Origin of the sequence: Nostoc sp. MG11, assembly GCF_014904695.1 — a bacterium.
Taxonomy (GTDB): domain Bacteria; phylum Cyanobacteriota; class Cyanobacteriia; order Cyanobacteriales; family Nostocaceae; genus Komarekiella.
In genome coordinates this window covers 51,764-72,896 of sequence record NZ_JACXXN010000029.1, presented here as the reverse complement: position 1 = coordinate 72,896, position 21,133 = coordinate 51,764, and the positions used below count along the sequence as shown (strand labels likewise).

Here is a 21,133-nt window from a genome sequence, read left to right as displayed (position 1 = left end):
ATAACTCAATAGTTTTGCGCGTACCAGATGGCAATAGTTTGCTGTTGGTAGGCGGTGATATCAATATGGATGGGGGACGATTAAATGCTTTTGGTGGACGAGTTGAATTAGGAGGATTGGGTGAACCTGGTAGTGTAGCACTGGGTATAGATGGAGATAATTTCATTTTGAAATTCCCTTCTAATGTTGCACAAGCTTCGGTATCCTTTACTAATCAAGCAAGTATAGATGTAGAAGACGCTGGTGGCGGTAATATTGCAGTTAATGCCAAGAATATAGAAATATTAGGAGCAAGTATCTTAAGTGCTGGGATTGGGCAAGGTTTGGGGACACCTGAAACAATTGGGGGAGATATTACTGTCAATGCTACCGGGAAAATCCAAGTTGCTGGTGAGAGTCGAGTTGCCAATCTTGTGCGTTCGGGTTCAAAAGGTAATGGAGGTAACGTTATTATCGACTCCGGTTCATTATTGTTAGGCGATGGTGCTCAACTTTCTGCCTCAACATTGGGACGAGGTAATGCGGGGAACGTGACAGTGAATGCAAAGAATGCTGTTTACCTTGCAGATTCTTCCATCCTCAGCACGATCGAATCAGGGGGTTTAGGTAAGGGAGGTAATATCGACATCAATGCTGCAACCTTGTCACTAATTGATGGTGCTCAACTAGTAACCATTATTCGTAGTGCATCTGATACCCAGCCATCAGGACAGGGGGATGCGGGGAATGTCAATGTTAATGTTACTGGTGCTGTTAATATTATTGGGGAGAAAAACGGTTTTCTTAGTGGGATTCGCAGCCGGGTGCAACCTGGAACAGTTGGCAATGGGGGTAATATTACTATCGATTCTGGTTCATTGTCATTACAAGATAGCTCTCAACTTACTGCCTCAACTTCTGGACAAGGGAATGCGGGGAAAGTGACAGTGAGTGCAAAGAATGCTGTTTCCCTTGCAGATAATGCTTACGTCCTCAGCACAGTGGAATCAGGGGGTGTAGGTAAGGGAGGTAATATTGATATCAATGCTGCAACATTATCACTAATTGATGGCGCTCAACTGCTAACCATTACTCGTGAAGCATCTGATACCCAGCCAGCAGGACGGGGGATGCGGGGAATGTCAATGTTAATGTTACTGGTGCTGTTAATATTATTGGGGAGAAAAACGGTTTTGTTAGTGCGATTGCCAGCACGGTGGAAACTGGAACAGTTGGCAATGGGGGTAATATTACTATTGATTCTGGTTCATTGTCATTACGAGATGGCGCTAAACTTTCTGCTGAAACCAGTGGACAAGGGAATGCAGGCATAATTGAAGTTAATACGGCTGATTTTCTCAACATTTCTGGCAAGAGTTCTAACTTTATCAGTGGCTTGTTCGTGAACTCCCAAAGTTCGACGGGTACTAGTGGAGATATTATCGTCACCTCACCTAAAGTTACTTTAGACAACGGTGGCAGTCTTGATGCCGAATCTGCATCGGGTAACGGTGGTGACATCAACTTACAAACTGATTTACTCCTTCTCCGTCATGGCGCTTCCATCTCCACCACCGCAGGCACAGCAGAAGCTGGTGGTAATGGCGGCAACATTAATATTAATGCCTCATCCGGCTTCATCATCGCTGTCCGCAACGAAAATAGCGACATTACTGCTAATGCTTACACAGGTATAGGTGGCAGGGTCGATATCAAAGCGAATGGCATTTATGGTATTCAGTTTCGTGAAAGTCAAACTCTCTTAAGCGACATTACCGCTAGTTCAAGATTTGGTACACAAGGCACTGTAGAACTAAATACACCTGGTATCGACCCCAACAGTGGCTTGATAGAATTGCCAACAGTACCAGTTGACACCCAGGTAGCCCAAGGCTGCTATAGTCCAGGTTACGCCCAAAACCGATTTGTGATCACAGGACGTGGCGGTTTACCACCCAATCCTAAAGACATTCTCACTCCTGATGCGCCACAAATAGATTGGGTGTCTTTTAAACCCCGCAATAACAACCGTTCTCTACCACCTGTTACTAATAAACCAACTATCTCCACTCCAAAACGCATTGTTGAAGCTACAGGTGCGACGCTAAACACCAAAGGGCAAATAGTCCTCAGTGCTAACTCATCTATTGCTACTCCTCATCTTTCTAGGCATACATTAACTGATTGCCGCAATAATCTGAGATTTTTTAAATAATTACAACCAATTACCTACAAGAACATAAGGTGCCCAAAAATATGGGCGATTTTCTTTAGCTAAAATTGCAAGTTGAGCACGTTGTAGTGCTTGGGACTTAGTTACCCCAGCATCCAACTGTCGGTATAATTCACCCATAAAGTCGCTAGTAGACTCATCATCTACTGTCCACAAAGTTGCTAGCGTACTGCGTGCGCCCGCCCGCACTGCAACTCCAGCTAATCCTAAAGCAGCTCGTTTGTCTCCTGTAGCGGTTTTACAGGCACTAAGGACAAGTAATTCAATTGTTTCTGGTCGGCTTTCACCCCTATCCCGTAGTAAATTATCTAACTCTCTCACCTTGAGTAGCTCATCCCAAGTAATAATATAGGTTTGTTCAATATCTGAACTAAATTGTCCGTGAGTAGCTAAATGCACTACTGAAAAGGGAGTAGATTGAATTTGCTTTTGTAGATTAGTTTTAGTGAACTCTTGATTTAAGAGTTCTTTACTTGTTTTAACTTCAGACTGGATTTGTTTTAATTCTTGTGTCACATTTGAGAGTTCAGAAAAGGATTTACCTTCAATCAAGCGTTTTTGCTCTACTCCGGCCACTAAAGCGTTTAGCTGCACGTTTTGTAAAGGTTTGGGATCAATAAGTTGCAAACCAGGTGTTAAAGAAATAGCATATTTTTCTATCAGATATTTTTGCTGTTGTTTGTCAAAAAGAATCGCCATTGGGATATTCCGCAAAGAACCATCCAGTACAAACACTAGGGATGTTATACCTTGATTTGCTAAATCTGATTCAATAGGCCTAATTAACCAGTCATATAGCTGTTGCGAATGCTGCTTAACATCAGGCTCTCGGCTAGCAACTGGTAAATCTTTTTGTAGTTGTTCTATAGTATTTTCTAATACATCTTTAGGGACTTTAGTTGTTTTACGGTAGATTGTATCTTGCCCTGGTAGCCTGGTAATAATTTCTAGTCGGTTATCCAAAATAATTGGATAGATAACAGCTGTAGATTTTTCCTTTTCAACTAATTTATCAAGGTCAACTCTTGGTAATAAACAGGGCGAGCGAAAAAAATTATCTAATTCCGCTAACTGGAGAGATTCGATTACTTGACGGGCTTGAAGGAGATTATCTTGTTTTTGATTCGTATTTTCCTTAAGTTGTAATAGTAAATCAACGTATTGTCGATACACAGGTTCTATGCTTTCGCGGAAAGAAAATTGTACATCAGGATTAATTGCAACTAAATCGTTACGAAGAGATTTGAGAGCGTTGTAAGCTCGACTATAAGCATCTGTTGCTGCTGGGATATTAGATTGTTTTTGAAGTATCCGTCCCATCTGCCAATGCCATTGATAAGTAATGTCTTGAGCATCAATAGACTCGGCTTTCACCAAGGCTTGTTGTGTAAGGTCTTTGGCATCAGATAACTGTCCGATTTGTTCGTATAGTTCGCCAAGAGTACCAAGGGCATAAGATTCGGTACGTTCATCTTTTAAACTCTTAGCCACTTGGACAGCTTGCGCTAGCATTTTTGCAACATCTTTTGGCTGAACTTCGTTTTGTATCATTTTGCTCAGACTTTGGGCAAAGTTAATCCGGTAGTTAACAGCCGTTCGACTTAAAGGTAAATTATCTATCTGAGACTGAATTTGGGGCAATAATGCCTTTGCTGTGCCAAATTCCTCTTGCTCTATCAATAGTCTCAATAGATTCAGTTGAGCTTGGAGGCGTGTAGTAGGTGTTACAGATGCAATTTGCGCTGCTTGTTGATAGTATTGAATTGCTCTTTTAGCGTAATCCTTGGCACTACTTGAGTTACCCAAACTAAGTTGAGCGTACGTTTGAGCGCGAGTTGTATTACCCAAACTAAGTAAAGCATTACTTTGAGCGATCGCACCTCCTACTCGTTTAGCCACAGAAGAACTTTCCTCTAAAATTTTCTGCGAATCATTTAAATAACCCAAATTTCGCAGGACATTTCCTAAGTTATACAATCCTGTGGCTTTAACAGAAGAATCTGCTTGTTTTTGGAGAACTTGTTGTACCGAGATTAATGTTTTATGTGCTTGCAGATAATTTCCTAGAGCTTGCATTGCTTGGGCTTGATTAACGCGATTGTGAATCAGTGCCGATGTATCATCTAAGTATTGATAAATTTTAGCTGCTTCTTGCCAAGTACTCAGGGCTACTTCAGTTTGTCCCTGTGCAAATTCCAGACCTCCTTGAACATCTAAAGCTTGAGCAATGATTTGTGATTGCTCTTGTGAAGAATCTGAATCTTTTAGAGTTTGTAATACTTTAATACTTAGTGCGATCGCTTCATTTGCCTCTTGCCATTGTCCTAACTGCTGGTAGGATAAAGAAAGATTAGTCAAAGTTACGGCTTCGTTTAATGCATCATTAGTAGCTTTAAATTCAACTGCGGCTTTTTTTAGAAGTTGCACCGCTTTTACAAACTGTCCCGCTTCATAAAGTGCTTGACTTTGCTGCACTAAGCTAGAAGTCTGGGTTTGGTTGACAGCAGGTGTTGTTGCTAAACTAGGAAACGATTTGATTGTAGATTTTAGATTTTGAATCTTGAAGTCACTGTGTTGCAAGCGTTCTCTGCGTTGTAGCAAGTTGTGAGTTAGTCCAGCAGGAGGGTTTCCCCCCATGAGCGACTGCGTTGGGGCTGCGTTAGCGATGTTAGGAGCGTCATCTGTACTCCTACGGGGAAGTAAGCTACTCGCAGCGTCAAGCACAGGAGAAGGGCGTGATTTTGCAAATGCGGCCATTAAATAATTAGATGAATCAAAAATATACGACAAAGATATGCAGAGTAATGCAGTCAATAATCCTAGAAAAAAATACTTTAAAAATTTCATGTAATTCTAAAATTTACTGTTTGAATAATAATATGTAGCTTTTCTAATTAGTTAAAGTAAAAACTTTACAAAACTCTCTGTAGCTCTGCGATTTTAGATAACATTAAAATGGATTGTATTGTATATAAAAATACAAACCCTTTTCTTGCCATGTATCGCCCTGAGTATCAACCAAAACTAAAGGAATACCCCATTCAACAGCAGCAGTAAAGTTATTACCTTGTGACCAACGCAAACCCAAACCAACAGAAGCTAGGGTGCTAGTATTATTTTCATCTCTATTCGACGAATTATTCCAAGCAGTGCCAACATCAACAAAGGGAGTAATTTGTAGAACTCCATCCCACTGAGACACACGCACAATTGGTAGCCGTAATTCAACAGAAGCAAGAGCGCCATTATCTGTCAACAAGAGATCTTGACGATACCCTCGTACACTATTTATACCACCTAAACCAAATTGTTCTGATGCTAAAAGCGTTGTAGAAGTCAATTGGACATCGCCACTAATTAATAGTAAAGTATCAGGAGCCAAGAGGCGTAACCATTGCGCCTGTCCCCGCCAAGCAAAAAAGCGGCTATCAGGTGCGGTATCGTTGATTGTGGCATTGAATGCACCAATTCATAGACTAAATTGAGAGCGAGCGGCAATTACTTCTTGGCTATTGCGAGAAGTCCATTCTTGAAAAAATCGCAATGCAGATATTCTGGTGCGTCCTTCTTCATTAGCCCCTGGTGAAAGTACAAAAAGGGGAACCTCGTTCTCTTCTAGTAAAGAAGAGGAAATATCAGTTTCTCTGTGAGAAGCAGTTATCCCAAGAGCGAATTCTTGGTTGGGAGTTTGCACTAAAGGCTGGCGGAATGTCAGTTCGTAATATTGGGAAGCTGATTCAATATCTAGTGTATTGAAGGAACGTTCAATGACATTGGCTGATGCTGTACCATAATTGAGAGTAAGAGTGCCATTCCAATAATTGAGGGGTAAGCTGTAACTCGCATCTATGGTATTACTACCGTCTGTATTGCTGTATGCCAACGATATACCATCTCCAAGTCCGAGTAAGTTGGCTTCGTTTATTTGCAGTTGGCGTCGGAAGCTACCAACACTGGGGGAGCGGCCATTATCCAGTATTGTTTGTATATTGAATGAATCTGCCTCCGTTACCTCGATAGCTAGTAAATTAGCGCCGATACGTGAGCCAGTAGACAGTTCAGCAGATATATTTTGAATTAAAGGATTAAGTTGCAATAGTTGCAGAGACTCTAGTAGGCGTTTTTGATTTAAAGGGGTGGATGCGCCATTAGCTATACGGCTACGAATATAATTAGGGTTGAGCCGTCTAGTTCCAGTTATCTGGATATCCTCTAATTCACCTTCAATTACCTGGATTTGGACAACACCATCATCAGTGAGAGTCTGTTCAGGAATATAAGCGCCTGACGTGACGTATCCCTCTTGAATATAGAGTTCGGTAATTTTGGGGCGAGCTTCTAATAGTTGTGCAAATGCGATCGGCTTATTGATAAAGTCAAAAAGTACTTGATTTAATCTTTCTAGGCTGAATACTGTACTACCAATGACTTCAAACTGTTTAACAGTCAAGATTTGTGGCGTTGTAGGGAGTAGTTCATCCGGTATGGGTAGTGGTTGAGAAGGTTGAAGTAGTTGGGATGGAGGGGGTAGTTGCGGTGGTGGAGAGGGTTGTATTGGTGGTGTTCTAGGTGAAGGTGGTTGGACATCCTGTGGCAGTGGGAGCTGTTGACTTGTGGGAGAATTGTTTTGAGGTAGTTGTATACGATCTACTTTCTGCGCCCTGCTGGGTATAGTTATCAAGCTATTGAACAACATGAGCAAGCACGATGCAGCAAAAGTCTGAGTAACTTTAGCGACCATTACATTGAATTGGGTTCTGTCTGGAAGTGTGAGGAGTAGCGGTGGATGAGTTAGCACTGAGGACTATTTGCCCTTTGGCATTTAACATTGCACCTGTTGCTTCAACAATACGTTTGGGAGTGGAGGTAGTTAGTTTGCTGGTAACAGGTGGTAGAGAACGGTTGTTATTCCTGGGTTTAACAGACACCCAATCTATTTGAACTGCATCAGGAGTGAGAATGTCTTTGGGGTTGCCTGGTAAACCACCGCGTCCAGTGATTACAAAGGAGCTTTGAGCATAACCTGGACTATAGCAACCTTGGGCTACCTCAGTATCAACTGGTATTGCTGGCAGTTCAACTAAACCACTGTTGGGGTCAATATCACGTGTATTCAGTTCTACATTACCACTGGACTCAGGATTTACCCCAGTAGCGGTAATGTCACTTTTTCTATCAGATTCCATATCTCGGAACTGTATACCAAAGATACTTTGGGCATTGATTCGCACATTTCCACCACGGAAGTTAGCAGAATTGGCGCTGATATCACTATTTTCAAAACCAACAAGGATATCGGTATCAATATTGATGTTGCCGCCAATAACGTTTTCTCCTGTTGCGTTAGTAAAAATATTGCTATTGCCACTCATTATTAAATTTTCTGAGTTAATATTAATTGTTGCTTGCTCAGAGTAGGGGTCAATTTTAGCGCTGCGTGTATTAGAGCTAAGCAATGCGTTGTTGTTTAAACGGAGAGAGCGAGTATTTACTGTCATGTTGCCTGCGGTTCCTGTTCCTAAACTTTGCGCGGTTACTGCTGCTCCATCTCGGACTAGCAAAGTATTCGTCTTAATTGTTAAATTTCCCGCATTCCCTGTTGAGTTTGGCGCTGTAGAAGCAAACAAACCACTAACAAACTGACCATCGGCGATTGTACCAATCAATTGCACGTCTTGGGCTTCAACGGTTAAATTTCCCCCCTTGCCCGAACTAAATGTACCAGTAACCACCTGTGCTCCATCTCGAACTAGTAAAGTATTTGTCTTAATTGTCAAATCTCCCGCATTCCCTATTGAATTTAAATCTGCGGAAACAAACAAGCCACTGACAAATTGACCATTGGTGGTTTTACCAATCAGTTGCACGTCTTGAGCATCAACGGTTAAATTTCCCCCTTTGCCCGAACCAAATGTAGCTGTAATTACCTGTGCTCCATCTCGGACAAGCAAAGTATTCGTCTTAATTGTCAAATCTCCCGCATCCCCTGTTAAGTTTAAATCTGCGGAAGCAAACAAACCACTGCTAGTTTGACCATTAGTGATTGTACCAATCAGTTGTACATCTTGAGCATTAACAGTTAAATCTCCCCCCCTGCCCAAACCAAATGTACTAGTAATCACTTGTGCCCCATCTCGCACTAGCAAAGTATTAGTTTTAATTGCTAAATTTCCTGCATCTCCTGTTGAGTTTGGTTCTGTGGTAGTACCCAAGGCACTAAGAGCTTTACCATCGGCTGATTCACCCATCAGTTGTATGTCTTGGGTATCAACTCTTATATTTCCCCCCTTGCCAGAACTAAATGTAGCAGTACTAACCTGTGCTCCACCCTGTACCTTCAAAGTGCTCGCACTGATATTGATATCGCCTCCTTGTCCAGTTGCTTCTGCTAGCACCTGATTTTGAATGGAACTCCCATTAAGATTTATTGCTCCGGTTGCATTAACATCAATATTTCCCGCCTTATTATTATTAAAACCCTGTCGAATCCCTATCCCCGCCGACAGAGAACTCCCTCCTGTTATCTTTAAATTTTTAGCATTAACCGCAACACTACCACCATCGCCAGCAGCCACATATACCACAGCGCGATTGCTAAGAAAAACATCACTTCTTTCTACACCATCGGGAAAACTCAAATTTAGATTATTGCCATCGCTATTCAATCCAACCGTTCCTGCGCCTGCTAACCCGCCTAACTCGACTCGCCCACCAAAAGCAAACAATCCTCCACCATCCATATTGATATCACCGCCTACCAGCAGCAAACTCCTGCCATCTGGTACACGTAACCCCGTAGCAGTAAACTCAGAAGATGGATTTAAACCGGAGTCTGCAACTGAGTTATTTTGGATAGATGTAGCACGAATTTGATTAAATAGTAAAGCTGAAGGATTGACCGTCAGAAGTTCAGGAGTATTAGGATTGTCAGCACTAAAGAAACCTTGATTGTCAAAGCCGATCGCATTGACAGTAGTCGCTACAAAAGAACCACCAATATTCAACGAAGCATTACGCCCAAAAATAATCCCATTAGGATTAATCAAAAACAGATTAGCTGTATTATTAGCGCGAATTAACCCATCAATGTTAGAAACTGACCCACCAGTTACGCGGCTAATTATATTCTGAATATCCCCAGCATTATTAAAGGAAGCAGTGCCATCATTAGGCACAGAAAACTCCCCAAAACTGTGGAACAAATTACTTCCTGCTTGTGTTCCTCCAGTGATATTGAAGATGTTCCCATCTCTTGTAATACTAGAGTTATTAGGCAAGGTGCCATCCGGGGTAATTTGGGCAATAACACACTCTTGCAAGGAAGCAATTAACACACCCCATATCACAAAACTACTACACCAACACCGCCAATCTTGAGTTATCCCTGACATAGCACCCACTGTGTTACTAGTCTTGATTTTGTAAGTTTTCCAAGTTGTAATGCTGTACAATTGGCTCTTTGGCAAGGTCTTGCAAGCCAACTGCATTTAATAAGTCAACCCAATCTTTATTAACAGTTGCATCCTGCGGATTAGTGCGGCGCAGTTGACCTAAATTAGTTAGGGCATCATGCCAAATCTGATTAGCACTATAGGCAATGTACTCCCTTGGTTTTACTGCCTTCAACTGACTATCAAGAGCCTGAGTCAGCACCTCTCTTTGCAAAAAACCATCTACATAAAAATTGTCAGATGTTTTTTGCGGATCGCCGCAATAAATATGAAAGTACCAATTATATTTTTTATCTGCTTTTAAGGAGTATTGTGGTTGTGGTGGCAAAGTAATGCTAATAACACCAGGTTTTCCAGGCAGAGTAAGAGGTGTTCGATAGACATTCTGCACATCTTGGCCATCTAGCACTTGTAACACGAATTCTGCCGAACGCACGGTTTCAGGTAGTTCAGGAACATAAAACCAAAAAGTTGGATGTTCTGCAACTGTTGATGCCAAGACTGATTCCCCTCCATCACCAGGTACTAAAGCAGTAAGACGTGTGAGAGAGCTAGGACACTCAGGATTACGCCCAGCCCCGGCTCTACGCCGACCTGTAGGTGCGCCCTTTCTAGGTAATTTCGGTTGCTTAAAAGACTGGAAGGGCGAATTTTTAACAGTGTTTTGAATCGAATTAGGAGGCTGTGCCTGTACTGATTGCAAGTAACTTATCAAACTAATAAATAGCAAAGGAATTATGCAAGCACGTTGAATTGGTTGGTAAAGTAGCTTTTTTTTAATCATGATCAAAAATTCAATTGTTTTCTCTTGCCAAGATGGAAACGTCTAAACCATGAAATTACCGCTACTTGGGTAGCTAGCAACGCTAATGCTGAGGGAATGAGTGGTATCCATCCAGCGAGTGTAAAAATGCTAAAACATAATCCAAACAGTGTTAAAAGTGTTACTACCAACGCTAATCCAAGGTGCAGCGGTTTTGAATAATACCATGCTGTAATACCTCCTATGAATGACCATCCCCATACCCAAAGTGCTTCCATCCATCCAGACCACCACCACAACAAAGGTCTGCGGTCTAAAACTGCGCTCAGGATTTGACTTAGCATCTGTGCCTGTACCAACACTCCTGGTATCTGGTTTTGCTTTGATTTTGCAGTAGTGCTGAATGGTGTTTTCCAATAATCGTTCGTATTGGTGGGGGCAGAAAGACCAATAATAACAACCCGATCTCTAAGTGATTGGACTGATTCTAATGGTATTTTTTCATCTAACACATCTCTCAAACTAATTTGCTCAGCAATTTTTTCAACAGAGTAGAGAGAACGATAATTCAACAGTATTTGATAACCAGATGCATCTATTTTTTGATAACCGCTAGTGTGTTCATTTAATTGCTCAAACACAACATCACCAATCTGCAAATAGCCTTCTTTTGTCACATTTGATATTTTGCCTTCTTTATCTAAATAATGAAGTGCTAGTTGTAAATTAAAAGCGTATTCTGTGGTACAGGAAGATTTTAGGGGAGCAGTCAAATGTAAAAGATGGCGACGAGCAATATCTTCATCATCTGCAACAAAATCACTAAAGCTCAAGCGTTTTGTTGAAACTCCATCAGGTGGCGGAATCCCATTACTATCACCATCCTCATCAGTTGTAGCAACTTTGCACACAAAAAATAGACGGTTATCCTGCCCAAAACGAGTAGCTAAATTTGGATATTTTGGATCTACAGCACCATCACGATAAATATCTAAACCAATAGTTCGTGGTTGGTACTTATTTAATTTATCTAATAGTTGAGCAAGGGCTTGGTCAGATAATGACCATCGCATTTGCATTCCCTTATTAATTTGGTACTGAATATCTGCTTCATCAATAGTGATAATTAAAATCCGCTCGTCAGGTTTTTCTGTGACGAGTTGCGATCGCAACTGCATAAAATGGTCAAAAGCCTGTAATTCCGAGGTTTGCAGACAACCCCAATACCGCACCCCCATGACCAAACTTGTCACCAACAAGCTTGTCAGCAATATTGCCAAAACACTCTTGGTGGTAAGCATCTTTCGGTGCAACTGCCAAGTCATTGGTGCTTCTAAAGGATTCTGGCAAATTACTGGTAACCACGTTGCACAAGGATATTCATCTTCTATTCCTTCTAGCCTTTTTCGCGCCTCGCGTAGTGCAGAGTATAAAGATTGCCCACTAGAGAATTCTGTTAAAAAATGTTTTAAAAATTCCTGTGCTACCAAGTCTGGGACTGGTTCGCGCATAACAATGACTTGAGGAATGTGTAAATCTTCTAACGCTTCTGCTAAACCTAAGCCATCGCAGGAATTGAAAATTGCTAAGCGTAATCCATTCTCAATTGCCTTCTTGAGTCCATGTTTTAATTTATCCAGCGTAATTGTCGTAGTTTTATTAAGTTGCAAAACTCCTTTTTCTTGACTATAACTATGTCCAGCAAAAAATAGAATACTCCAACCTTTTTCCCAAAGTTTGTTACTTAATTGCTTTCGTTGTGGTTCAACTAAAAAACTTATTTTAGCTTGGGTTGATAATTTTTCTAGGAATCGCTTATCTTTACTAATATCGATTCCTTTACTAGTACCAAAAATGGCTAATATTTTAACTTTCTTTTCTTTAGTATATACTTTATTTGGTCGTTGTGGTTCTAAAGGACTAAATGCTACTTCGGCATTTGGATAATCCTCAAAAAAGTTCCATAAATGCCAAGGTAGACGCCGCAATAAATTATCACGAGTTGCAATCATAAAGCAAATTTCTTCGTTTGGATTTAATTGCGTGCGTAATTTTTGGTCTATTTTGCGAAACTGCTCACAGTTGAGCCAAATATTAATTCTAGATGATAATTGCTGGCATAAATCGTTAAATTCAACTTCCGAAAAATTTGTGACATCAGCATCTTCGATTTCGAGACGTACAGACCAACCATAATGGCGATAGAGAGCCGAGTATAGTATTTGCCAATATCGATAAAGCTGAGGGATTTCTGGCGCTGCTGGTAAACTACCGCGAAATTCCATCGCACGCGGATCATTTGGTAATCCGAGTTGAACTATGACATCAGGAAAGCCTTTGTGTAAGTCTCCTGTACCCAAATTCCAGACAACTAACTTACTCATTACCCTCCGACAAAAAAGCGTCAGATCACAAAAGTCTCCTTGATTGTGAAATTCCCATCAGACACTTGGATATTAAAGCCTTCTCCAGAATACCCTCGAAATCGTTTTAATTGAATATAGTTATCATTGCTTCGCGATACAACATTTTGAATAATTTCTCCTGATTCTAATAGTAAATTCAGTCTAAGGTTAGATGGCAAAAAACCTTTTTCATACACTGGGTGTAGTTGTACTAGTATTTCTACTTTATGCTCAGAATAAGGTGCGATCGCTACTAATAACGCTACTGATTGACTTCCTACTTGTAGTCCCAAATCAATTATTTTTGTTCGTGCCACACTAGCTTTGCTAAAAGATGAAACAGTTCTTAAAGCAAACTTTTTCTCATTTCTACTGCCGAAAATTTGTTCTAGAGGCATCCAACTACTTTCAAACAAATTCTCGAACCATTGGTTTAAGTTCACCCGTATCTGGCTAGTATTGAGTGTAGGATGAGCAACAGTATCGGGAATGTAGTCGAAAAGGAAATTAAGGGGTTTTAGACTTGCTATTGGTATTTGCTCTGAAGCAGAAGAAATAGTAACTGTTCTAACAAATCCCAGCAACTTCACTTCATTTAGGCATTCGCTAAACTGGACAGCCACATAACCAATCCTATTTTCCATCACTTCAGGGGGTAAAGAAATTGCCGTTTCTCCAGGTTGAACGGGACGACACTCTAACTTACCAATGTTGGGAAGAACTAAATCGGCAACATCAAATAAAGCTCGTTTAAGAGGATGCCAACTATCACCTTTTTCTAGAGCAGTATCAATCTGCAACCATTTCAAATAACTGCAAACAGCATAAACTGCTAGTGTATTCAAATATGTTTGTTTCCCTTTTTGGGGTGTAGTTTGTTCAACAGCAAACTGGCGAGCAATGGCATGGGCTTCTTGCCCAAGTGGAATTTTTATACAAAGCGTTTCTGTGCTACTCATAGCTGTCAATTAGATTGATATCCGAATTTAATAGCAATTTCTTGCAGGAGCGGTATTGATTTTAATTTCCAATGGGATACCAGAGTTTGGTAATTGATTTGACACTCGCGAGCAATATCAGCGAGTGTATCTGGTGGGTTCTTGAAAATGAATAGTAACCTTTGGCTTAGTACTTGACAGTTGCATTCGGGATGTTTGCGAGGATAACAGTTTCGTAATTGCTTGTCTGGGTCTTGCTCGATGTAATGTGCTAGGTTGACTACTAAGCACTGTTGTGAATGCTGTTGCAACTGTTCTAAATAAATTTCTAGTCCACTTAGAACATAAGGGTTAGATGGTGTCCCTAATAGTTGTCTTTGTTCTGATACTCGTTCTAACCAAGTTGTTATCTCTACATCCGCATCTAAAATACTTTCATCCAAGGAAAAATGAAATCTTTTTCCTTGACACGAAGATCGTGAATTTAAATCTTTGATGCGCCAGTAAAGATAACTTTTCAACCATTTTACTAAATCAGATCGCACTGAAGATGTACGCGGCTGAAAGTTTCTGATATTGTGGCTGAACCACTCTAAACTTTGGTTTAAGGCATCTAAAAAGTGATCAGGACAATCTATGCTTGAGTATTTTTTAAATTCTGGTAGTCCCTGAATTAAAATCAGAAGCCGACTCATAGCTTTTCGCCATTCTCGACTGCCATCTGGATGTTGACAAACTGTTGCAATCAATTGGCGCAGGCGTTCATCCTGATCGTCCATAAAAGTTTTAACAAAAAAGTATGGTAGACACGAGACAACAGCGGAATCATAAGCACCGCTTTATTTGACCTTACTCTTATATCAGTCAGCAATCAAAAAATTATGAAAACTTTAGCAAGAAAATTTTTTTATACCCTCCATCGGTTTGTTGTAAACCTATACTGTAATCACTTTGGTTCAGCATGAAGGTGTAATAATTTACTAAACGTTAGCTTAGATACCACGTAAGAGTGGATAAGAGAGTTTATCTAAGGCGAATTGATTAAAGCATAAAGCATTGCGTTTTTCATAGTTCGCCAATCTTTCCCTGATATAGAATTAGAGGCTTAATTTTGAAAAAGTTTTGAAAATTCGGCATCAACTTGGCTTTTTCTATAGTTTTCCTAATTTTCAGTTTTATTCCGATTTATTAAGTAGAAGGTTAGTTAAAGCAGTAGTAGCAACTAAATTAATCTGCATTTGTTAAATAACATACAATCAATCGAAATGATTTTGATAAGAGTAGGTATTTTGGTTATAGAAGCAGAAAATAATCATTTAATCAATAACTTAATATTATGAAAGTTTTACTTTATGAATATCGTTATGAAAACCAGCAGTCTCGCAGTAGATATTGAGTGAGTAAGCCAAGATTTTTTTTGAAATTCACCAGAGAAACGTAAGTAATGCATAGGTTAGTGATTAGTTCGCTAGATAATACGGCAGAAATTGACCAAAACAAATTAAAAACTTGAGCCAATATACTGAGCAGCTTTTACACCCCAAGAAGCCGTTTCAACGTTTAAATACTTTTCATAACTTTGCCGGAGGCGGCAATGACAGAGAAAGTTTGGTGATAGTCACGTTAATTGAATAATGCTACTAGTACCGTTGCCTTGGAAATCAAAAGTTAAAAGGAGACAGTGCTGTAAGTTTTTTCACGGTTTGGAATGGCCAGTTTATTTACGCAGAACTGTACTAACACTTTTGGGATAGAGACTGAACTTTCAAAGCTCATTCAATAATTGTAGGGAGTTGAACGATGGTTTCTAGCAACCAGATTAGCGATGATCGCCAGCAAACTTTATTAGCTCTACAGAGAACTAATGCAGCACTAGAGTTAAAAGTGCAAGAGCTTTTGGTTAAGTTAAATGATACTAATAAGCAATTATGCTCTGAAAAAACTTTGCATCAGCGGACACAAACAGAACTAGAAAAGTCTCTTTCTTTGCTTCAGGCAGCTTTAGATGCCACTGCTGATGGTGTTATTGCTATCAGCTTTCTCACTGCCAAGAATACCAAGACTGAGATTCGTTCAGGGACGCAATTAGAAGAAGAGGACTATCTTAGCCAACCCTCTACAGTAGAAGAACTGTTGAGAGCGATCGCAGCTCGACTAGAAAAACAAGCAGCCCAAAAACAGTGGTACGCTACTGAGTCCCAACAAGTTCCTAAGCTACAGATTTCTGAGACTGCAAAATCGATAGACGCTCACTCGCTGTTGCTTTCTGACCCTCTTCTGAGTCAGGTCTTGCAGTTTATAGAGGCAAATTATCATCAACCGATGGGCTTATCTGACGTAGCTCAGGCTGTTGGTTATTCGGCAGCTTACTTAACTGACCTAATACGACGCCAAACAGGAGAGACTGTGCATCAATGGATTGTCAAGCGCCGGATGGCAGCAGCGTGTTCCTTACTTTTAGAAACTAACCAGTCAATCGAACAAATTGCCGAGGCAGTGGGCTATCGCTATGCGGGATGTTTCTTTCGCCAGTTTCGCATCAGCTTTGGAATGACTCCTCAAGTCTGGCGCAAGGCGCAGCGCATTGAAGCTAGCACTAATTAGATCGACTGTGGATGAAAGACATGATTTGCGATCGCATCCTGTAGTAGTTTTCAATTAAATGCATTACAGGGTGTGATTTTCTTGTGATGCGTGCGTTTCACCCGTCCATAAATTAAGGGCAGGCTGTCTGGACTAGCCCATAAGAGCTATATTGAATACTAGTGAAAATTACTATCAACTAGATTTTTAATAATTTGATTAATTTTGATCACTGCACAAAACTGACAAAATAAGTCCAATAAGTCAACTCGTGATTACAAAAAAGGAGCCTACACTCTTGGGTTTTAAAGCTGCATAGACGCTTTTCAAGCAGCTTTAAGAAAAAGTGACAGGATTTGTTAGAGTAGTAGCGCTTTTAAGCTTCGGGTAAGGGCTGATCAGGCAACTGTGTAACTCCTGAATGAACTAGGATAAGGCTCTCACTGGGCTGAGCTTTCTTCTTAGACCTCTGTTTAGCGCGTTTTAGGGTCAGACCCACAATCATAATGGTGGTACACAGAAAGGCGGAGGCTGTAGAAGGTTCGGGGACTGGTTTTGGTTGCACACCTAGCGCTGCGATCGCTTTGTCTCCCTGAATTAAACCAAAGCCAAGTCTGGAGTCAAAACCTGGCAAAGGGCTTTCAGCCGTATCTCTCAGTGCGTTATATATCTCAGTGGGTGTTGCGTTTGGGTCTGCCTGTAGTAACAGTGCTGCCACCGCAGCCGCGTACGGAGCCGATGCAGAGGTACCGAAAAAGTCGAAGAAGCCGGGGTTGGCAATACGAGGAGCGTCTTCACCACCCAAGCCGAAGGAAATCGGCAGCGCGTCGGGAGCCACAACATCAGGCTTCAGGAAATCTGGGTTGCCTTCCGAAGAAAAAGGTTCCACTTGTCCCTGCTCTACAACAACACCGTACGGACGGTTTGAGTAGGATTCCGCGTTCCCGTAGTACACTGCTCCAACACTCAGCGCATTTGGATTATTCGCGTGTCCGTATATTGGAAAATCGGGAAAATCATTACCAGCGTCAGTGAAGTAAGAAACCCCCTGATTGAATACTGTGTCAATTGCTTGGTTAATAGCTCCATTCGGAGGCTCCAGATCCAGGAAGTCTAAAGGTACATCAGGCATATCTTGGGGATTATAACCGACATCATCCACGATGATATCTGCCCCAGCAGTTGCTAAAGTCTGAATGCCCTGACCAAAGACATCCGCACCGCCCAAACCTGTGTGAAATACCAAGTTAGCCTTCGGAGCCACAGCATGAATGAGCTGCGCTATGGCACGACCCTCATCCGTACTACCAGGCTCAGAAAAGTCCTTTAGCACCTTAACGCCAGATGGTAAGTAGCCATCGACTATGTTGGTCGCATAGGTATCCGGTTTGCCAGAGGTGTCAAAAGTCTTTGCTGTGGCAAAGCTATCAGATATCACACCAATAGTGATTCCGGTGCCATCTAAACCGTAGAGGTCTCGCAAAACATCAACCCCTGTCGCTTTGGCTGCTGCTTCAATCGGCAAGGTGAATGTAGCCGCCTGAACTTCAGCAACAAAGCTCCCAAGTGCAGCGGTCGTCGCAATCACTCCTGACGTAACGATTCTTCGGACGAGTCTCAAATATCTCATGGTGCTTATGAATCTTGAAGTGTGGGGTAATCCCAGCATTAAAGTTGGTTGGGTTTTCTTGAACAACCAGAGCAGTGCGAACCTATGAATGAAAATTTCTATAGTTTCGGCTCTTCGTCTAAAACCCCGTGCTTAAACATCAAATTTAGAGAATCATGTGTGGTATCCGACGGAATGCCAAATACATTAAACAACGAAGCAATCTCTTGTGCCGTCTTGTTTCCCTTGTAGATGACCTCTCCTAGCTGTTTGATGTTGGGAGCATTCCGAAATTTGTGTCTGTGAAATCTTGTCGAGAGTTGAAACCCATCTGGTAAAGTTTCATATTTCAAATCCCGACGAAAACTAATGCGCTCATTGGGTCTGAGGGTGAGTGGCATATGAACATCTATCATTCTATTGAGGAGAATTTTTAAGTCATCAGCGTTGGTAAAAGTACCCTCTTCATAAACCCGATAACCCAGTGACCAGCGTTCATCAGCATTACAGGGGCTAATCTTCATGCATTTTATTTTCTCATTTTTTCTGACAAATTTTGATTGACAATAACCAGAATATTAATTCATAAACTAAACCGTCAACTTGAATTTTTTCGGTATAAAATCGAAGAAATTAGGAGTAATTAACCGTTGATATAAAGTAAACCCAGTGAGTGCAAAAGACTTATCTCTCAAGGCTCACTGGGTTATAAAAATTTAGTTTGCCAAGTAGTTACTAGCGTACTCAAGTTATGCTGACACTACACTTTATCGTTGGCGTTGCGAAGCCTGAACCACTTTGTTTTTAATTCACCGTTGATAAAAAATGTCTGGACGCCGCCAGCCACTGCTTCCAGCGCTTCTTCAGATAATTCTTCCTCAGAACCAGATAGAGCCGAGTTAGTTGGAAGCACTAAGTAGACCTTATTTGCAGTTTCCTGGAGAACTTCGATTTCAATATCTTTTGGAAGTTCTTCTCCTGACTCTCTCGCATAAACTGCCTTGGGATTGCTGAGTAATTCTTGCTTGAAGTTCTCATCTTCTCTAGCCTGCTGAACGAGCTTCTGCTCGAACTCAAAACGGGTTTTAATTGCCTGAGAGATGATTTGTTTCAGTTCTTCGTGCATTTTGGTTTCTCCTTATTTGCTTGTATCAATTTAGGATTGACACTAACTAGAATATCGATTTTGAAATTAAACCGTCAATTTGAATTTTTTAGACATTAAATCAAAAGAAATAGAACGTCTTGAATGAAAAATATAAATAATAATGTGAATATTTTAGGAAAATTATAAAAATCAAAACTCCAGTATTTAATAATGAAAAATAAAGCCATCAAAAATCATTGATTTGCCTAGAATGGAAGTTTATCGCATTCGATAACAAACAGAAACTAAAAATTTGTTAGTCTTACCGAAAGAATTTGAATTGTAATTCTGGGTTGGTATCCCCTAAGCTACAAATCTAAGTATGAACAAAACAAACATTATGGGTTTAACTAAAAAAGGATACACATAGATGGAAGTTTCATAAAAAGATTTAGATGTTTACAACCCTGGTTTCTTTCAAGGCACTGCTGGCATTGGTTATGAGCTATTAAGGTTAGCGTATCCAGAATCGCTTCCTTCTGCGTTGCTGTGGGAGTGAACTTATATATTTTTCAATTTAATTATCTGAGTGTATGAAATGAAGCGCTTACATCGGTTACTTTATCCGCCTGCCTGGTCTATAGCTGCCAAAATTTCAGCAGCATTGGTTTGCGCTGCGCTTATACCGATGGGCTTCACCGGCTACTACAACCTACGACAGAGCTTAGACAGTGTGGAAGCCAGTGAACACCACAAACTGGAATTGTTAGCCACCAGTACAGCTAGTCGCCTTGACCAGTTAATTATTGATATCCAGCGTGTTGTTGTCCAAGTTAGTAGCGATCGCAATGTCGTAAATTTCTTAGCAGCCTCCACATCTTCTGAGCAAGAAGCCTTCCGCCCCGACTTGCAACAAACGCTAGAAAACGTCTTCCGATCTAACCCAGACTTTGATGCTGTTTTTGTGATGGATAAACAAGGTCGTGCTATCGCCGCAACCGATCCCACATTCCTTGGTAATAACTACGCCTTCCGTGAATACTTCCGTTCCAGCATCCAGGGTAAGTCCTATATATCTAGCATCTTGGTAGGCGAAACCACAAAACGACCAGGTATGTTCCTCTCCCATCCGGTGCGATCGCCCAGTGGCGAAATTGTGGGAGTCACAGTACTCAAGATTAAGGGAGAAGGTATCTGGGCGATCGTCGATACGTTACCAATACGCTCCAAAAGCTATGCCTTTTTGATTGACCAGTACGGGGTGATCATCAGTCATTTTAATAAATCTCTCCTTTACCATAGCCTTCTCCCCCTGCCGCCCAATACTTTAGAGCAGGTTGTGAACGACAGACGTTATGGTTTAAGGCAGATTCAGAGTTTGGACATTCCAGAATTGAAGGTGATGGTAAAAGCCAAACAGGCAGGTCACACCACTTATCACTTTCCACGCACCCAGACACCTCGGATAGTTGGCTTTGCGCCCTTGAAAGAACAACCTTGGGTATTGGGGGTCAGCCAGCCCAAAGATGATTTTGTCGGCCCCTCGAACCGCATGATGTGGCTACACGGTAGCAGTGTGCTGATTGTGGGGGGAATCACAGCCATCATCGCACTACTCCTAGCGCGGAGAATTTCTCAGCCCATTCACGCCCTCACAGCCGCAGCGCAAGCACTAGAGCATGATAATTTTGATTCTCATGTACTAGAACTGCATCGCAGTTTGGAGAAATTAGCTCATACCCAGGACGACATCGGTCAATTAGTGCGCGTTTTCTTGGGGATGGCTGAAGAAGTGAGGATGCGAGATCAGAAGCTAAAAATGCAAGTGCAAAAACTGCACATCGAGATTGACGAAACCAAAAGAGCCAGCAATGTTGCGGAAATTACGGAAAATGAACACTTTCGCCAGTTACAAAAAAGGATTCAAAAGCTTAGAGAACACGAAGTAGCCGTGAGCGAAACTGAAACAGAGTATTACCAGAGGTTGCAGAATCAGGTGCAATCTCTCAAAGAGCGATCGCTATTGAAGGATAAAAAGTGAAGTAGAAGCCACAGGTAAATTCGGTTGCACAAATGATTGCATTG

The 21,133-nt window shown here is 41.2% G+C and carries 14 protein-coding genes and 2 pseudogenes; 5 read left to right on the top strand and 11 right to left on the bottom strand.

The features are described 5' to 3' along the window. Both HCR01_RS27430 and HCR01_RS27425 read left to right on the top strand, forming a co-directional pair. Window positions 1–1,313 (top strand): annotated as a pseudogene (locus HCR01_RS27430) (hypothetical protein); the annotation flags it as partial. Beyond that, window positions 1,250–2,194 (top strand): S-layer family protein, encoded by a 945-nt coding sequence (locus HCR01_RS27425; protein WP_193199199.1) that lies wholly within the window; start codon window positions 1,250–1,252, stop codon window positions 2,192–2,194. The pseudogene HCR01_RS27430 and the gene HCR01_RS27425, both read left to right, overlap by 64 nt. On the opposite strand, the gene HCR01_RS27420 is transcribed toward HCR01_RS27425, so the two are convergent. The 8 genes from HCR01_RS27420 to HCR01_RS27390 all read right to left on the bottom strand — a co-directional run bounded on the left by HCR01_RS27420 (window position 2,195) and on the right by HCR01_RS27390 (window position 14,548). Beyond that, the gene (locus tag HCR01_RS27420; protein ID WP_226889665.1) at window positions 2,195–4,969 is read right to left on the bottom strand and encodes a CHAT domain-containing protein; all 2,775 of its coding nucleotides are present in this window, start codon (window positions 4,967–4,969) and stop codon (window positions 2,195–2,197) included. Between the two features lie 193 nt (window positions 4,970–5,162). Then, complete coding sequence (locus tag HCR01_RS40540) at window positions 5,163–5,681, bottom strand: ShlB/FhaC/HecB family hemolysin secretion/activation protein (protein WP_320073191.1); 519 nt, start codon at window positions 5,679–5,681, stop codon at window positions 5,163–5,165. Then, window positions 5,682–6,953, bottom strand: coding sequence for a ShlB/FhaC/HecB family hemolysin secretion/activation protein (locus tag HCR01_RS27415; protein WP_320073189.1), 1,272 nt, complete (start codon window positions 6,951–6,953; stop codon window positions 5,682–5,684). It abuts the gene before it with no gap. Then, the gene (locus HCR01_RS27410) at window positions 6,943–9,678 is read right to left on the bottom strand and encodes a filamentous hemagglutinin N-terminal domain-containing protein (protein WP_226889664.1); all 2,736 of its coding nucleotides are present in this window, start codon (window positions 9,676–9,678) and stop codon (window positions 6,943–6,945) included. Before HCR01_RS27410 ends, HCR01_RS27415 begins: the two co-directional genes overlap by 11 nt. Then, window positions 9,620–10,447: a DUF928 domain-containing protein gene (locus tag HCR01_RS27405; protein ID WP_193199197.1), complete on the bottom strand. Its 828-nt coding sequence runs from the start codon at window positions 10,445–10,447 to the stop codon at window positions 9,620–9,622. The genes HCR01_RS27410 and HCR01_RS27405 overlap by 59 nt, the downstream gene beginning before the upstream one ends. Before the next feature lie 2 nt (window positions 10,448–10,449). Next, on the bottom strand, window positions 10,450–12,810 hold the full coding sequence (locus tag HCR01_RS27400; RefSeq protein WP_193199196.1) for a CHASE2 domain-containing protein: 2,361 nt from the start codon (window positions 12,808–12,810) through the stop codon (window positions 10,450–10,452). A gap of 20 nt (window positions 12,811–12,830) precedes the next feature. After that, on the bottom strand, window positions 12,831–13,790 hold the full coding sequence (locus HCR01_RS27395) for a DUF1822 family protein (RefSeq protein ID WP_193199195.1): 960 nt from the start codon (window positions 13,788–13,790) through the stop codon (window positions 12,831–12,833). Window positions 13,791–13,795: 5 nt separating this feature from the next. Beyond that, window positions 13,796–14,548 carry a hypothetical protein gene (locus tag HCR01_RS27390; RefSeq protein WP_193199194.1) on the bottom strand — a complete coding sequence of 251 codons (753 nt, stop codon included), beginning with the start codon at window positions 14,546–14,548 and terminating at the stop codon, window positions 13,796–13,798. 1,021 nt (window positions 14,549–15,569) lie between these two features. Between HCR01_RS27390 and HCR01_RS27385 the strand changes: the two genes are divergently transcribed. Then, complete coding sequence (locus tag HCR01_RS27385) at window positions 15,570–16,373, top strand: helix-turn-helix domain-containing protein (protein WP_193199193.1); 804 nt, start codon at window positions 15,570–15,572, stop codon at window positions 16,371–16,373. 355 nt (window positions 16,374–16,728) lie between these two features. On the opposite strand, the gene HCR01_RS27380 is transcribed toward HCR01_RS27385, so the two are convergent. The 3 genes from HCR01_RS27380 to HCR01_RS27370 form a co-directional block, all read right to left on the bottom strand. Continuing rightward, complete coding sequence (locus HCR01_RS27380; protein ID WP_193199192.1) at window positions 16,729–17,982, bottom strand: S8 family peptidase; 1,254 nt, start codon at window positions 17,980–17,982, stop codon at window positions 16,729–16,731. 98 nt (window positions 17,983–18,080) lie between these two features. Further along, on the bottom strand, window positions 18,081–18,485 hold the full coding sequence (locus HCR01_RS27375) for a hypothetical protein (protein WP_193199191.1): 405 nt from the start codon (window positions 18,483–18,485) through the stop codon (window positions 18,081–18,083). 236 nt (window positions 18,486–18,721) lie between these two features. Then, window positions 18,722–19,087 (bottom strand): NHLP leader peptide family RiPP precursor, encoded by a 366-nt coding sequence (locus HCR01_RS27370; protein WP_226889663.1) that lies wholly within the window; start codon window positions 19,085–19,087, stop codon window positions 18,722–18,724. 415 nt (window positions 19,088–19,502) lie between these two features. On the opposite strand from HCR01_RS27370, the pseudogene HCR01_RS40890 reads away from it, so the two are divergent. Both HCR01_RS40890 and HCR01_RS27360 read left to right on the top strand, forming a co-directional pair. Then, window positions 19,503–19,607: pseudogene (locus tag HCR01_RS40890) on the top strand (lanthionine synthetase LanC family protein); the annotation flags it as partial. 39 nt (window positions 19,608–19,646) lie between these two features. Beyond that, a complete protein-coding gene (locus HCR01_RS27360) occupies window positions 19,647–21,089 on the top strand; it encodes a cache domain-containing protein (protein ID WP_193199190.1) in 1,443 nt (480 codons plus the stop codon). The last annotated feature ends 44 nt before the right edge of the window (window positions 21,090–21,133 follow it).

Excerpts from the sequence above, each read along its gene's own strand:
- HCR01_RS27395 (WP_193199195.1), bottom strand. The coding sequence starts at position 13,790 with ATGAGTAGCACAGAAACGCTTTGTATAAAAATTCCACTTGGGCAAGAA.
- HCR01_RS27415 (WP_320073189.1), bottom strand. The coding sequence starts at position 6,953 with ATGGTCGCTAAAGTTACTCAGACTTTTGCTGCATCGTGCTTGCTCATG.
- HCR01_RS27420 (WP_226889665.1), bottom strand. The coding sequence starts at position 4,969 with ATGGCCGCATTTGCAAAATCACGCCCTTCTCCTGTGCTTGACGCTGCG.
- HCR01_RS27380 (WP_193199192.1), bottom strand. The coding sequence starts at position 17,982 with ATGAGATATTTGAGACTCGTCCGAAGAATCGTTACGTCAGGAGTGATT.
- HCR01_RS27375 (WP_193199191.1), bottom strand. The coding sequence starts at position 18,485 with ATGAAGATTAGCCCCTGTAATGCTGATGAACGCTGGTCACTGGGTTAT.
- HCR01_RS27385 (WP_193199193.1), top strand. The coding sequence starts at position 15,570 with ATGGTTTCTAGCAACCAGATTAGCGATGATCGCCAGCAAACTTTATTA.
- HCR01_RS27390 (WP_193199194.1), bottom strand. The coding sequence starts at position 14,548 with ATGGACGATCAGGATGAACGCCTGCGCCAATTGATTGCAACAGTTTGT.
- HCR01_RS27405 (WP_193199197.1), bottom strand. The coding sequence starts at position 10,447 with ATGATTAAAAAAAAGCTACTTTACCAACCAATTCAACGTGCTTGCATA.
- HCR01_RS27400 (WP_193199196.1), bottom strand. The coding sequence starts at position 12,810 with ATGAGTAAGTTAGTTGTCTGGAATTTGGGTACAGGAGACTTACACAAA.
- HCR01_RS27370 (WP_226889663.1), bottom strand. The coding sequence starts at position 19,087 with ATGCACGAAGAACTGAAACAAATCATCTCTCAGGCAATTAAAACCCGT.
- HCR01_RS27360 (WP_193199190.1), top strand. The coding sequence starts at position 19,647 with ATGAAGCGCTTACATCGGTTACTTTATCCGCCTGCCTGGTCTATAGCT.